Below are 15117 nucleotides of genomic sequence, written 5' to 3' on the forward strand. Positions count from 1 at the left end.
GAGAGGGTGACTTGTTAAGCAATTCATATGATAATCAGTCATAAGTGCATTCTTTAACAAGAAAATTACCTTCCGACAAAGAGTGTTTTTGAGTATCTGATATGGATGTTTAGTCATGTTTGAACGATTGGAAGTGTTAAGTGGTGATATAGATAGAGGTTTTTGGGCTATAGATAGAGATGGTATCAAAAATTCAGGCTTTCTATCTATTTCTCGAAAAATTAAATATTCAGAAATTGAGTTGTTAACTAAAACTGAGCAAATAAGTAATGTTGTTTATATAGAAATTAAACTTATTACTGGTGAAACGGCTAATGCAAAGTTGGATGTCAAATACTATTCCATTCTTTATGATAACTATACAAAAGCAAAACCTTCTAGTGTCAGTGTAGACTCAACTTGTTCAAATGACCTTAAGATTACTGATAATGTTCACGATAAAGAAAATGCTTTAGATTTATGGAGCGTAAAGCCAAGTTCTAAAATGAATGATGGAACTACAAAGGTTAGTAGTAGCCAATCCAACGAACAGCGCCCAGTCAAGGAAAGGTCTACCGAGAATTTAGTTTGGTGGTTAGTTGGTATTATATTTATGCTCTTTCTATTTAGTGGGGAGTATATGGGGGATAATTCATCATCTACAAGTGAAGAACCCTCTGCAAGTCAAACTAATCCTAATGTAGATGCGCAAGTGTATTGTAAAATTGCCCTAGAAGATGCTGCAACATATGGAGCGAAGGTGCCTTGGGGCTCAAATACGGTAGTCGTACCTTATGAAGATGGTCGTCGTTATCGAGTCGCTATGGATGCTGAAATTAAAAATGCATATGGAACATGGGGTAAAAGTAGAATATCTTGCATTGTTAATGGTGAACAAGTCACTGAATTAATCGTTGGTGGGGAAGTTATCTATAATTAACTTCATGTTCATAGATGCTTTATAATAAATCAATTTTAGAAAGGCGTATATCTATCAATGTCATCAAAATGTATATTGTTGATGTTGATAGCTTCCTCATTATGATTTTTTAAGGCTAGACTTTTATTGATGATTGCTAGTCTGCTAATACTTCGCTTACCTTCTGGACTTAAGTTGTAAAAGTCTCTATAAACATTATCATTAAACATTTCTTTTTTGTTTATCCAAGAGTTAAAATTCGATTCATTCCATTGCTTGTTTAGCTTTTTATATACAAAGCGTTCATCAGTCAATTTAACTTTATCAATATCTATTGCTGTTTGTGTAAAAATACAAATCATTGGGAACCTAAATTGAGTTTTAGCCTTCAAGGTTCTAAGCCAGAATATCAATACACCATCATGCTTTTTACTAATGGACTTTCTAAGTTTCTGGTAAAGTTCAATGATATATTCCGGTTGCTCAGAGGCTTCAGCATTAAATTGAATGGATGTTAGATAGTTTAGTTTATACTCCTTAAATACATCCTTAAATTTACGTTTAGTTCGTTGTTCTGTGGTTTCAGTCATTGCATGTCCTTAACTTATTATGATGTGTAATATAGGATATTACTCTATATGTAGCTCGTATTACCATACTCACTATTACTTGCTCATGCTTTAATTATTTAAGATATAAAGTTATAGTATAGCCTGTTGATGCTGTAATGAGTCTATGTCATTATTAAATATGATATTTTTATGGTGTCACAACTCATCTGGCATTGATTTTTATTGCTGTACATATGATTTTTTACTTGGATTTTTACTTGATTTTAAAAGTCTTTGCGCTACTTGTGCGGTAAAGTCGTGTATGTTTATGACCATGAATTGACTTTTATTAGCATAGTGCTTCCCCTTGATTATAGGCTCAGAATGAGCTTCTGTGACCTTTTGTTGTAATACGATTCACAACTACCCTTTAGACTGAAACGTTGCTTATATGCTCTCTGACGAGTTTTGGTAATACATTTAAACAGTCTTCTTAGTAGGTAATTATATTCACGTATTTTTGGAGTATTTCAAGTTCAAGATGTGTATAACCTGCTTGTGTTTCGCTTTGAGCATGCCCTACAATTTTATTTTGAATACTTCTTTGAATATTTTCAGCAGTTAGCTTTGAAATGACTGTATGCCTAAATGAATATAGTGATAAACGTGAACCATCCTCTGCAAGATGAGGGATTTTGAGTGATGGCCTGAGTTCATGGGAGTAGTAACTTGTTAGTTTAGTCGAACTAAAATTGAATATATCTATCTTAAATTGTTGTACGTATGCGATAAAACCTAGCTTTAAAATCTCCCTGTGGATTGGGATTTTACGTTTAGCATTTGCAGTTTTACCCTGTTTTATATTGATATAACTGATTTGGCTGTCAGGGTCAGTAATAATATCACTTTTGGTTAAGTTTGTTACTTCACTGTTGCGCATGCCATGATAAGCCATTAATAAAATTGCCCAACTAAATGGATTGCTTAGATTAGCTTTGCAATGGTCGGTAATCGTTAATGCTTGTTGGTTGCTAAATTTCGTTCTAGGGGTTTGATTATGCTTTTTGTCTTTCAATAATTTATATGTGCTATCTGTGGCTATAGGGTTGTTCGTTGAATGTTTTGTTATATCGCAAGCCCAAGTGAAGAATTTTCTTAACTCTTGCTTATACTTTTTTGCATTCTGAAAAGCCATTGGCTGACCTGTGGCATCACCTGTTTTTGTCAATTCCCAAATGGATTCGATTGATTCATTTTTAGTGTTTTTAGGAAAGCGATTAATTATTTCCCATGCTTCAAGAATGTCTTCAAGATTAATACTATCAATTGGATAGTATTCTAAATCTTGCAGCCATAACTTCATGTGTCTTTTAGGGTCTGCTTGTTGCTTCTTTGGTAATTGTCCTTCTGCATATTCTATATATTTTTCAACTGCATCTTTAAATAACAGAGCATCTAAATTTTTGTTTTCCTGTGATGTGTTCACTAATGGTGGGGGACTGGGTAACAAGTCTATAAATCTTTCTGTCAATTCGTTCAGCGTTATTCTTAACTGAATTGGGTCATCTTCTTTATGAGCTTTATTTATATTATTTGTTAATTTAGTTACCTGTGCATTCAGGTAATCGTATTTAGCTTGATGAATAGTCGGATGTTGTAAGTCATCATAATGGGGATGCTCAGAATCAAAAACAACATCATCACGTTCAGCATCATAAGAGGTAAACGCTTGATAATCTGGTTGATATGCTGCAACTCTGTCTAAGCGAGATGATAACCAATTCGCATAGCTAGGGTATTCTGGATAAGGAGGAGGCGTTATATCCAAGTAACCCCAATCCGTTGAGTCGTAATTGTATTGATTATCGCGTTGAGTGCTTGTCTCATTGAACCATTGTTCAAAATAACTGTTTGCTGTAAGTGATAATGGTTGTGTTATCGCTTTACCTAATCTAACAACCTCGTTAACTTTGTTAGAAATAAGCATCTCAATAAAAACGTCTATGTCCGCTTTGTTCATTCCCTTTCCTAAGCGTTTACAATTACTAATGTGCGGCATGATAGCAGATAAATACCTGCGACATAGGCTAGGTGAATCAGTCTTAAGTGACTTTCTGTATGTTTTTTCACCCATGCGGAGATTAAAGTGATAGACCTCATTACGTCTAATTGTGTGGTTTATGTGTGACATAGCTAATCTCTTAGTTGTGTGACACATTACAATCATAATTTAACTATTTGATTTTCATCAAAACAAGAACCACCGCAAGGTGGTTTTTTGTCTTTCATCTTTTGCATTTAACTTTGCGGTAGTGTTCTTGCAATTATAGATAAAGTCCATCAGCAAGAATATTGGCTTACATTTCTTTGCTAAGCTCAACATTCGAGCCTGCTCTTGGGCTAAATAACTGCTGATACAGCCTTCCCGCAAATTCGTCCGTCATCCCCGAAATATAGTCAGCTAATACCCTATGGCTATTTAAGCCTTTTTGCTCGCTTTCACGCCATCGCTCTTGCGTGTTCAGCGGCAATAAACGCTCAGGATCAGAAGCAAAGGCCTCAAATAATCCCATCACGATTTGTTGGCCTTTATATTCGAGCATTTGAATTTCAGGTTTACGGATCACGTATTTATAAACCAGCTGCTTAAGTACATTGAGCGCAATGGCAAAATCGGGCTCTAGGGTTGCATTAAAGCGTAATAATGGGGTTTCAAAGGCCTCATCTTCAGTAATCACAATCGCGGTAACAAAGCCGTTAACCAGTGTACCAATGGCATCTTTACGCAGATGGTGCTCATGAGAAAATAGCTTGTTACCAATATCGGTCAGCTCTTTTTTTATCCAAGTATCAGCACTGTGGGTGAGTGTTGGCGCCACATCTAGTTGCCATTGAGATGCTGTTACTATGCCCATCACAATGGCATCTTCAAGATCGTGCACCGCATAGGCGATATCATCGGCCAGTTCCATAATTGAGCAATCGAAGGATTTAAACTGGGTCCGTAAATGCGGATAGTGGGGCAAGGCGGGGTGTGAACATTGTTGAGTTGACGTAAAACGGCGGCGGTCTTGCTCTGACAAAGGTTCAAGCACCCAAGCAAAAATGTCGCTATCGTCGTCGAAAATACCCTTAACAGGCGGCCATTGTGAGGGTTTTAGCTGTCTATGGTTGGTTATTTCACTATGTTCACCTGCGACAAACAGCTGTGAATGTGGCGCGGGGTATTTCAAAATTCCGAGCATGGTACGCCTGCATAAATTCATGCCAAAATCTAAGGTGTAGGGTTCTAGTTTAGATAAAATGCGAAAGGTTTGGCCGTTGCCCTCAAAGCCGCCGTGGTCGCGCATCATATAATTTAACGCCACTTCGCCGCCGTGACCAAAAGGCGGATGACCAATATCGTGCGCCAAGCACAGCGACTCTAATAAGCTCATCGAGCATAATAGTTGTTTATGCTGTGGATATTTACGTCTGAGCTGGGCGGCGATACCCGTACCAATTTGTGAGACTTCAAGGGAGTGGGTTAACCGAGTACGATAAAAATCATTCATGCCAACGCCGAGCACTTGGGTCTTAGCCTGCAGGCGCCTAAAAGCAGCTGAGTGTAAAATGCGCGCTCTATCGCGTTGATAGGGCGTGCGATGATCAAAGCGTCTTTGTTTATCTTCACCATGGCGGCGTTCTTGCCAAACATTTGGAGTCATATGCATTCCTAGCGAGAGTGAAAAATCACAGCATTTTGTTAATTTCGTCTAAATTAAGAGTGAAACTGGGTACAAAGCAGTCCATAAAATAGCTGACTGCTGGATCGGGATTAGTGGCAAGCATATTTTCTAGTCGTTTACGGGCAGTATTAAACTCACTGTTACCGGCGCGATTCTCTTCTAAGCACTTAAGATAAGCGCACAGAGTATCGGCGGATTTAACGATGGTCTTGTATATAGGATCGGCATAATCACTGATAAATAGGCTGCGATAATCCTCTTTAAATTCTTCTGGCACCATGTCTAGCATGCGTTGTTCGGCAATCGCCTCAATTTTTTTATACTCGGCTTCGATTTCTTTATTGAAGTATTTGACTGGCGTTGGCAAGTCACCGGTGAGGATTTCACTGGCATCGTGGAAAATGGCTAGACTTGTGGCTTGATGTGGGTCGAGCGCGGTGCCAAATTTTTTATTACTGATGATCACTAACGCATGGGCCACCATGGCAACTTGTAATGAGTGTTCTTGGACGTTTTCGGTGCGAACGTTGTACATCAAAGGCCAGCGTTGGATAAGCTTCATGCGAGCTAGATGAGCAAATAAGTGACTCATGTTTTTCCTTCTAATGAGTAAAGTGGGGCAGTGACCTTCAATTGAAAACAGTTCACATAAAATGGCAGGTGTACCCAAGTGAATGATTAGATTATCACAGCCTTGGATGACAAGTGAGCGGATAGGTACAGGATTCAATGAAAAGGGTTAAAAAATAAAGCGATCCGTAGGATCGCTTTATGAGACTCACGATTGTTCAGTATTAATGCAGAGTCTAACTATTGTCGGTAGGTCTCAAGAAAAGTGCCAAACTCGGTAAATGCTTTCTTTAGATCTTCTTTGTAGGGTAAAAAAACTACTCGCAAATGATCTGGCTCTGGCCAATTAAAGGCGGTGCCATGCACCAGTAGGATTTTTTTCTCTCTAAGTAAATCCAGCACTAAGCGCTCGTCATCCCGTAGATTAAATTTTTTCATGTCCAATTTTGGAAAAGCATACAACGCGCCTTTAGGCTTTTTCACGCTGACACCGGGGATTTGGTTTAATAGCTCATAACAAGCATCGCGCTGCACGGTTAAGCGGCCATTAGGTAAAATCAGTTCATTAATGCTTTGATAGCCACCGAGCGCCGTTTGAATGGCATGCTGATTGGGCACGTTTGCACACAGGCGCATTGAGGAAAGCATCTCTAAGCCTTCTATATAGCTCTTCGCAGCCTTAAGATTACCTGACAACATCATCCAACCGACCCGAAAGCCTGCCGCGCGGTAAGCCTTTGATAGGCCATTAAAGGTCACGGTTAAAATATCGTCAGACAGGCCAGCAGCAGGAACATGCTGGGCTTCGTCATATAAAATTTTATCGTAGATTTCATCGGCAAATAAAATCAAGCTGTGTTCACGGCAAAGCTCGACGACTTGCAGCAATAATTCTTTGCTGTAAACCGCCCCAGTTGGATTATTGGGGTTAATTAATACAATACCGCGGGTACGTGATGAAATTTTGCTTTTTATGTCATTGAGATCGGGAAACCAGTCTGCTTCTTCATCGCAACGGTAATGTACTGCTTTGCCGCCAGCGAGATTGGCCGCAGCCGTCCACAATGGGTAGTCTGGTGAAGGGATTAAAATTTCATCATCGGTGTTAAGCAGACCTTGCATCGCCATCATAATGAGCTCAGAGACGCCATTACCGATATAGATATCTTCAATATCGACCCCAAAAATTCCTTGTGCTTGATAATGCTGCACTATGGCCTTACGGGCAGAGAATAATCCTTTTGACTCACAGTAGCCTTGGGCACTGGGCAAATTAAGTATTACATCACGGACAATTTCTTCTGGCGCTTCGAAACCAAAAGGCGCGGGATTACCAATGTTGAGCTTGAGTATTCTGTGGCCTTCGTCTTCTAAACGTCTGGCTTCCTTGTGCACTGGGCCGCGTATGTCATAGCAAACGCTATCCAGCTTGTTGGATTTAATGATAGGGCGCATTTACACCTCGGAACATGCAAAAAAATTAGCTTAAGTTAGCGCACCATAACGAAATTTCAGTTTAGATGAAAGAGGGGATATGCACAGAATCAGACTTTATTTATAAAAGTCTGTTAGTTAAATATGCTTTAACAGTCAGTTAATGAAATAGGAACAAGTTTTATATTCTGACTTTGACGTTAATTTAAGTTTGTTTAGCTATGATGTGTTGCAAAATAAACCGGCTGTATGCATTTCAGGGCTAAAATAAGTCAAATAGTGAATGATCCGATGGATCTAATGGGGTAGTCAGGCTGACTCATCACTCTTTATTTTTATAGCTGAAGTGAAAACGTTAAATATAAGAACTTAGATTTTTATCCATCATAGTGTGGCGGTGTTGGATATCTATAAAAGTGTATTTTAGCAAAGCCTTAATGGTTGATTTTTAACCACACATTTTTGATAAGTTACACTTCTGCAACCTTGTATGCGTTAAATACTTCCTAGTGATAAATAGGCATATTTACTGAATGCTTATTAAATTAAATCGAACATAAACACTTAAGTTACGTTCGAGTTAAAAGTATTTAAAATCATTTGTTTAACTTGTTTTTCGTCATGAGCTATAAATTTATTTTCGACTAAATTAAATTTCTAGTTGACTCAGTATTCGATGCGCTTTATTTTCTGCGCGATGTTTTTGGCAAGGCACCTTAGATAGCAAGCAATTAGCGGGTTTTATCTGCAGGGTTAGTCAACATGAAGCAGCTATGTTAGCGTTTTGAATCGTGTTGATTCTAAGCGTTATTCTAAAACCATTTGCCTTTTTGGCGATTTATTTAGAGGACCTAAGTGCATGTCAGAACCGACAGCGTTAAGTCTCATCCCACCTTTGGTGGTATTGGTGTTAGCTATTTGGTTACGCCGTCCCATTTTATCTCTGATCATAGGTGCGGTAACCGGTTTTCTGTTACTCGATCCCAGTCAAGTATTAAACAATTTTGCTAAAGTGTCATTGCAGGTCATGACCGATGAAACCATAGGTTGGTTAATTCTGGTGTGTGGCGGTTTTGGTGCGCTCATTGCACTTTTGGTCCGCACCGGCGGCGCATTAGCGTTTGGCCGTAATGCACTTAAATTTGCGAAGGGACCTAAATCATCTCTGTTGATGACGTTTATTCTTGGGATTGTGATTTTTATCGATGACTATCTCAATGCGCTCACCGTGGGTGAAACCATGAAGCGTGTGACCGATAAGTTTAAAGTATCCCGTGAAATGCTTGCCTACGTGGTTGATTCAACCGCTGCACCGGTATGCGTGTTAGTGCCGTTATCGACCTGGGCGGTATTTTTCGGTGGATTATTGGTAGACAACGGTGTTGCCGCCGAAGGCCAAGGCATTGCAGTTTATATGCAAGCGATTCCTTATATGCTGTACGCTTGGTTAGCAGTGGCGATGGTGTTGCTTGTTGTATTAGGCATAGTACCAGCCATTGGGCCGATGAAAACGGCGCAGTTACGGGCCGCACAAGGCGAGCCAGCGCACGCACAAGTCGATTTTGACCAAGTACAAACCTCAGATGAGTATGCGGTTAAAGCGATAGAGGAAGAGTTTAAAAATGCCAATAGCCAAGGGCAGTTACATAACTTTTTAGTGCCAATTTTTTTATTGGTTGCCTTTACCGTATACTTTGATATTGACGTGTGGAAAGGGCTTCTTGCAACACTGGTCATTACCATCCCTTATTATGCGGTGCAGCGTTTGATGCCGTTATCCGAGATGATGGATCAGATGATTGACGGTTTTAAAAGCATGTTACCGGCCATTAGTACCGTTATAGCGGCGTTTGTGTTTAAGGATGTGTGCGATCAGCTATTACTGCCGCAATATGTAATTGAATCGCTTAGTCCGTTTATGACGCCTAAATTACTGCCAGCGGTAGTATTTTTATCGATGGCTATTCTGGCATTTGCCACTGGTTCTAGCTGGGGTATATTTGCGGTGACCATTCCCATTGTGATGCCATTAGCGCAATCGGTTGGGGCGGATATCCCATTAGTGATTGGGGCTTTATTGTCGGCATCATCATTCGGTAGCCAAGCATGTTTCTACTCTGATTCAACCGTATTGGCCGCCCAAGGCTCAGGTTGCAATTTAGTGAGTCATGCTGTAACTCAATTACCGTATGCGCTCATCGCTGCTCTACTGGCATTTATCGGCTTTATCGTCATAGCGTAAACTTGGTCATTAAACAGCTTCTAATATAAAAACCAGCTTCGGCTGGTTTTTTTATTGCTAAATCAATTGTCTAATAAGCCAGCTTAAGCTGATTAGATTTCGCTTTTAGGTATAAAAAATAGTCTTGTGCTAATAATGAGTGATTAGATATTCATAAAATGGTAGATAATTTTTAGATTTAAGAGGAGTTTTGTAAAATTGATTATATTTAAATAGGATTTTGCAGAAATGGTACACCCGAGTGGACTCGAACCACCGACCCCTACCATGTCAAGGTAGTGCTCTAACCAACTGAGCTACGGGTGTATTGTATGAATTTCTATATTTATACTCTTAGAGAAGAGTGGTACACCCGAGTGGACTCGAACCACCGACCCCTACCATGTCAAGGTAGTGCTCTAACCAACTGAGCTACGGGTGTATCGTTACATTTTAGCTTTATTCCAAAGCATTGCGCGTTGGAACGAGCGCTATATTAGGGGGATAGGACTGGGCTGGCAAGCAAAAAAAGTAAATTTATCGTCAAATGGTGAATTGCTGTGCAACTTGTCCAGTGTTTCTACAAATTTACTGATAAAACCGTAGTTTATCTTTCTGGCCTTAGTGGTTTAGCCATGTTACGTCGGCTATTTTATTCGTCAAATAGGCGACAAAGCTAAAATCTTGTCGCCTATTAAATCAATATGTTCATCAATGGTGCGTTGTATCACCTTCGATAAGGCTTAAATGCACGCTATGTTTTTGAATATAACGTAAGCGAATAAAAAATAAGAAGGCAGCCGAGGTTAAGCCTGCAATAAGTCCTGTCCAGAATCCATGAGCCCCCATAGCGGGTACGATATGGTCTGTATATGCCAAGGTATAACCGAGTGTCATACCAATAGCCCAATAAGAAAACAGGGTGATATAAAAGGCACTGCGCGTATCTTTATAACCACGAAGGGCACCGGCTGCGACAACTTGTACAGAGTCTGATAATTGATACAGTGCAGCCATAAGCATTAGGCTGCCAGCTAAAGCGACAACTTCAGCATCGCCATTATAAAGTTCGGCAATTTGAAACCTGAATATAACCGTTAAAATAGCCGTTGTCAGCGCGAGTAACAGAGCAAGTATCAAGCCTACTTTTGCCACTACTGCTGAAATATCAGCGCGGTCTTGGCCTAAGTAATAACCAATTCGAATCGATACTGCGATGCCAATGGATAACGGCACCATAAATACGATTGAGGAAAAATTCAGTGCTATTTGATGACTTGCGACGACCGTTGCACCTAATGGCGCAAGAAATAGTGCAATGATGGCAAATAAACTCACTTCAAAAAAGAGCGCCATAGCGATTGGCATGCCGAGTTTAGTCATTTTTTTCATCGTTTTGAAATCAGGGCGATGAAATTTACTGAAAGGAGCTAAAGCGGCAAACTTCTTATGCAACTGCATATAAATGATCATGGCAATCAGCATCGCCCAAAAAACTAAGGCGGTGGCAATGCCACAACCCGCGCCGCCCATAGCAGGTACGCCAAAGTGACCATAAATAAAAATATAGTTAGCGGGAATGTTTACGGCTAAGCCGACAAAACCTATTACCATGGTGGGTAAGGTATAAGAAATCCCTTCACTACAGCCACGCAGCACTTGATAGAGCACAAAGGCGGGGGCGCCCCATAAAATACCGTCGAGATATCCTATGGTTAAACGGTATAATTCAGGCTCTAAGTCCATGTGGCTAAGCACAAAGGGCGCTGATGCAAGAAAAATCATCACACCAATACCGCCGATGATGGCAAGATAGGCACCTTGAAAGGCCAGCGGTTGAATCGCTTTTTGATTATTCGCCCCATTATAGTGGGCAAATAAAGGTGTAAAAGCCATCAGCAAGCCTTGGACAAACAAAATAGCGGGCAACCACAGGCTTGTGCCGACTGCCACTGCGGCCATATCCACTGCACTTACACGGCCCGCCATAACGGTATCAATAAAGCCCATCATAGTCTGAGTGACTTGAGCTATTAGCACTGGGAGTGCCAGTTGGATTAAACGTTTGGCTTGATAGCCTGAATGATTCATAAATACAGCCTTTAACGATTAAGCGAGCAAAAAATGTTTACAGGTATAGTACAAGCCACCTGCGAGGTGGTTGCAATACATAAGAAAGATGGTTTACATACCCTTGAGGTAGCGTTTGAACCTGATTTGCGTGAGGGACTTACGATTGGCGCAAGTGTGGCAAATAACGGGGTATGTCTCACAGTGACTCAGATTGCTGATGATAGGGTATTTTTCGACGTAGTGGAAGAGACGTTATGGTTAACAAATCTGGTAAATTTGTCGGTGGGTCAAAGTATTAACATTGAACGTTCATTAACCTTTGGCAGTGAAATCGGTGGCCATATTCTGTCAGGCCATATCCATACCAAGGCCAAAGTCATGGATATCAGTCACACAGAACAGCATTATGATCTAACACTGGGTATTGAGCCTAAGTGGATGGACTATATTTTTTACAAAGGATTCGTCGGTGTCAACGGTTGCAGTTTAACGGTTGGTGAGGTGAGTGAATCGGGCTTTAAGTTGCATTTAATCCCTGAAACCTTAAAGCTAACAAACTTAAACCGCTATAACGTGGGTGACGAACTTAATATCGAGATAGACAGCCAGACACAAGTGATTGTCGATACTGTTGAGCGCGTACTGGCCAGACGTTTTAATGGTTCAGCGCGTTAGCCTTGTGTAAGCGTCTCGTGTTTAGTGCAAGCTGATTTAATAGATTTGCTCGTCGTCTGAGTCGATATACAGCTCAACGGTGCGTCTCAATTCATCGATATGTAAGCGTAAGTGAATGGGATTACAACAAATTCGGCAATCATCGTAATAATCTTGATCTCCGCCGCTGGCATCGATACTGATATCTTGATGGTGCCCGCAGTGCGGACAGGCTATCACTTTGTTTATGACTTTCATGGTGCCACTCCTTATATAACCAATAAAGCGAATCGCTCTGCTCAATCAGTACTTCTCGGGTTTGGTTTGCTCATGCTACCTACTGTTTTGAGTGAGCTCCGAGTGCTCTGTATGTGCCTTCTAGTTAGAGTAGAGTATCTTCTATTAAGTACTTTCTATTAGAGTATATAGCAGAGTGTAGCGTGTTGACTTAGATGAAGTCAGTCTCAAAACGCCGCATGATAAACCTTCTGGTTAAATTTTTTGCTTAGTGAGTGATGACACTTCTAGCATTTAGTCTTTTACCGTCACCCATCCTTCAATTTCGCTACTATGTAACACACCATCGTGTGCACTTTGGATAATATCGTGCGTTAAACGCTGTATTTGCTGTTCAATTTCACTTGTTATATCAAAGAGTAATATTTGCGTGTCGATCAGAGGGGCATTTACGCTTAACTCCTGCGGTTGAGGTAGCGCGCCTGCAGTAGTCATGATTGCCACTGCCAGTAGAATATAGTTCAACATATTTAAGCTCCCTTATCATGGTTTAGTTATGTGTCATAAACGGATACCAGAATAGGGGCGTTAGATGACCACTAAGTTACCAAGACACTGGAAAATCATGAATTCGCTTTTTGCTTTTAATCCCATTTCTAGCCATTAGACTTGCGCCTTTTAGCTACGATCCCTTAGAATAAACGCCCTGTTACGCAAGGTGGCTAAGACTCCTGTACTGTCTTAACCTAGCGAGCATTTTTCTCAATTAACTTAACCCAAGTGGCCCTACGTGTGGGTCACCACTGGAAAGGATATTTCATGCCTGTAATTACACTTCCCGATGGTAGCAAACGCGAGTTTGCTCATTCTGTCTCGACTCTCGATGTTGCCGCCGATATTGGCCCTGGTTTAGCAAAAGCGTGTATCGCTGGCCGCGTTAATGGCGAATTAAAAGATGCCTGCGACCTCATTGAAGCCGATGCTGAACTGTCAATCATTACCGCCAAAGACGAAGAAGGTGTTGAAATTCTTCGCCATTCTTGTGCGCATTTATTAGGCCATGCGATTAAGCAAATGTGGCCAGAAACCAAGATGGCGATTGGTCCAGTTATCGATAACGGCTTCTATTATGATATCGACCTTGAGCGTAAATTGACTCAAGAAGATATCGAAGCCTTAGAAAAGCGTATGCAACAACTTGCCAAAACTAACTATGACGTTGTGAAACAAGTGGTTAGCTGGCAAGAAGCGCGCGATACATTCGCAGCACGCGGTGAAGATTATAAAATTGCTATTCTGGATGAAAACATCAGCAAAGACGCAACGCCTGCGCTGTATCATCACGAAGAATACATAGATATGTGTCGTGGACCGCACGTGCCTAACATGCGTTTTTGTCAACATTTTAAATTGATGAGTATTGCAGGCGCTTATTGGCGTGGTAACTCAGACAATAAAATGCTGCAACGTATATATGGTACTGCCTGGGCCGATAAAAAGGCGCTGAGCACACACTTAACCCGTCTAGAAGAGGCTGCTAAGCGTGACCACCGTAAAATTGGTAAACAACTCGACTTGTATCACATGCAAGAAGAAGCGCCTGGTATGGTGTTCTGGCATAACGATGGTTGGAGTATCTTTTTAGAATTAGAAAGATTTATTCGCCGTAAGTTAAATCAATACACTTACCAAGAAGTCAAAGGTCCATTAATGATGGATCGTGTATTGTGGGAACGTTCTGGTCACTGGGATAAATACTCAGAAGCCATGTTTACAACCAGCAGCGAAAACCGCGAATACGCGATTAAGCCAATGAATTGTCCTGGTCACGTACAGATTTTTAACCAAGGGTTGAAATCTTATCGCGACTTACCCTTACGGATGGCGGAGTTTGGCTGCTGTCATCGCAATGAGCCTTCAGGTTCGTTGCATGGATTAATGCGCGTGCGTGGCTTCACCCAAGACGACGCCCATATTTTTTGTACAGACAGCCAAGTTCAAGAGGAAGTGAGTGCGTGTATCCAGATGGTTTACGATACTTACGCGACCTTTGGTTTTGACAATATTGTGGTTAAGTTATCTACTCGCCCAGAAAAACGTATCGGTGACGATGCCATGTGGGATAGAGCCGAAGAGGCGCTTAAGCAAGCACTACGTGCCAATAATATTGAATTCACTATTTTACCCGGTGAAGGTGCGTTCTACGGACCCAAAATCGAATTTACTTTACACGATTGTTTGGACCGTCCGTGGCAATGTGGTACTGTGCAGCTCGATTATGCGTTGCCAAGTCGTCTTGGTGCAACTTATGTTGCCGAAGATAACAGTCGTCAAACCCCAGTTATGATCCACCGTGCTATTTTAGGCTCGTTGGAGCGCTTCTTGGGTATCTTGATTGAAGAATATGCAGGACGTTTCCCAACTTGGTTAGCCCCAATGCAAGTTGTCGTGATGAATATCACCGACAAACAAGCTGATTATGTTGAAGAAGTTGTAAAATTTTTCAAAGAACAGGGTATTCGAGCGTCTTTTGACTTGAGGAATGAGAAAATAGGCTTTAAAATACGCGAGCACACCTTAAGGCGTGTCCCTTATTTGTTGGTCGTTGGTGATCAAGAAATGGAAAATAAGGAAGTCGCGGTGCGTACTCGTGATGGTATAGATTTAGGTAAGATGCGACTTGAAGATTTCGCCACTAAAATCCATCAACAGATTTCGCTCCGTAGTCTCAAATTGTTGGAGGAATAGATC

12 protein-coding genes and 2 tRNA genes are annotated in these 15117 nt (G+C 40.9%); 4 read left to right on the plus strand and 10 right to left on the minus strand.

Going from position 1 to position 15117, the window contains the following annotated elements; genetic code table 11:
- Window positions 1-115 precede the first annotated feature (115 nt).
- Window positions 116-919, plus strand: coding sequence for a hypothetical protein (locus L2717_RS01205; protein ID WP_248937957.1), 804 nt, complete (start codon window positions 116-118; stop codon window positions 917-919).
- Window positions 920-954: 35 nt separating this feature from the next.
- Here L2717_RS01205 and L2717_RS01210 read toward each other — a convergent pair whose 3' ends face one another.
- The 5 genes from L2717_RS01210 to L2717_RS01230 all read right to left on the minus strand — a co-directional run bounded on the left by L2717_RS01210 (window position 955) and on the right by L2717_RS01230 (window position 7202).
- Complete coding sequence (locus tag L2717_RS01210) at window positions 955-1488, minus strand: hypothetical protein (RefSeq protein ID WP_248937958.1); 534 nt, start codon at window positions 1486-1488, stop codon at window positions 955-957.
- A 454-nt stretch (window positions 1489-1942) separates the two neighbouring features.
- Window positions 1943-3469, minus strand: coding sequence for a site-specific integrase (locus L2717_RS01215; protein ID WP_248937959.1), 1527 nt, complete (start codon window positions 3467-3469; stop codon window positions 1943-1945).
- Between the two features lie 337 nt (window positions 3470-3806).
- Window positions 3807-5156, minus strand: coding sequence for an anti-phage deoxyguanosine triphosphatase (locus L2717_RS01220; RefSeq protein WP_220774892.1), 1350 nt, complete (start codon window positions 5154-5156; stop codon window positions 3807-3809).
- Between the two features lie 25 nt (window positions 5157-5181).
- Window positions 5182-5769, minus strand: a complete 588-nt coding sequence (gene yfbR / locus L2717_RS01225; RefSeq protein ID WP_220774893.1) for a 5'-deoxynucleotidase — start codon at window positions 5767-5769, stop codon at window positions 5182-5184.
- Between the two features lie 218 nt (window positions 5770-5987).
- Complete coding sequence (locus L2717_RS01230) at window positions 5988-7202, minus strand: pyridoxal phosphate-dependent aminotransferase (protein WP_220774894.1); 1215 nt, start codon at window positions 7200-7202, stop codon at window positions 5988-5990.
- An 838-nt stretch (window positions 7203-8040) separates the two neighbouring features.
- Here L2717_RS01230 and L2717_RS01235 point away from each other — a divergent pair.
- Window positions 8041-9423, plus strand: a complete 1383-nt coding sequence (locus L2717_RS01235) for a Na+/H+ antiporter NhaC family protein (protein ID WP_220775152.1) — start codon at window positions 8041-8043, stop codon at window positions 9421-9423.
- A 229-nt stretch (window positions 9424-9652) separates the two neighbouring features.
- On the opposite strand, the gene L2717_RS01240 is transcribed toward L2717_RS01235, so the two are convergent.
- The 3 genes from L2717_RS01240 to L2717_RS01250 form a co-directional block, all read right to left on the minus strand.
- Window positions 9653-9729: transfer RNA gene (locus L2717_RS01240), tRNA-Val, on the minus strand.
- 38 nt (window positions 9730-9767) lie between these two features.
- Window positions 9768-9844 (minus strand) — tRNA-Val (locus L2717_RS01245).
- Between the two features lie 269 nt (window positions 9845-10113).
- Complete coding sequence (locus tag L2717_RS01250; RefSeq protein ID WP_220774807.1) at window positions 10114-11493, minus strand: MATE family efflux transporter; 1380 nt, start codon at window positions 11491-11493, stop codon at window positions 10114-10116.
- A gap of 33 nt (window positions 11494-11526) precedes the next feature.
- On the opposite strand from L2717_RS01250, the gene L2717_RS01255 reads away from it, so the two are divergent.
- Window positions 11527-12150, plus strand: coding sequence for a riboflavin synthase subunit alpha (locus L2717_RS01255; protein ID WP_220774806.1), 624 nt, complete (start codon window positions 11527-11529; stop codon window positions 12148-12150).
- A gap of 36 nt (window positions 12151-12186) precedes the next feature.
- Here L2717_RS01255 and L2717_RS01260 read toward each other — a convergent pair whose 3' ends face one another.
- Both L2717_RS01260 and L2717_RS01265 read right to left on the minus strand, forming a co-directional pair.
- Complete coding sequence (locus L2717_RS01260) at window positions 12187-12387, minus strand: CPXCG motif-containing cysteine-rich protein (RefSeq protein ID WP_220774805.1); 201 nt, start codon at window positions 12385-12387, stop codon at window positions 12187-12189.
- Window positions 12388-12660: 273 nt separating this feature from the next.
- The gene (locus L2717_RS01265; protein ID WP_220774804.1) at window positions 12661-12894 is read right to left on the minus strand and encodes a hypothetical protein; all 234 of its coding nucleotides are present in this window, start codon (window positions 12892-12894) and stop codon (window positions 12661-12663) included.
- 291 nt (window positions 12895-13185) lie between these two features.
- Here L2717_RS01265 and thrS point away from each other — a divergent pair, with 291 nt between their 5' ends.
- Complete coding sequence (gene thrS / locus L2717_RS01270; protein ID WP_220774803.1) at window positions 13186-15114, plus strand: threonine--tRNA ligase; 1929 nt, start codon at window positions 13186-13188, stop codon at window positions 15112-15114.
- Window positions 15115-15117: the final 3 nt, after the last annotated feature.

The organism is Shewanella glacialipiscicola, from assembly GCF_023283485.1.
Classification (GTDB): Bacteria; Pseudomonadota; Gammaproteobacteria; order Enterobacterales; family Shewanellaceae; genus Shewanella; species Shewanella glacialipiscicola.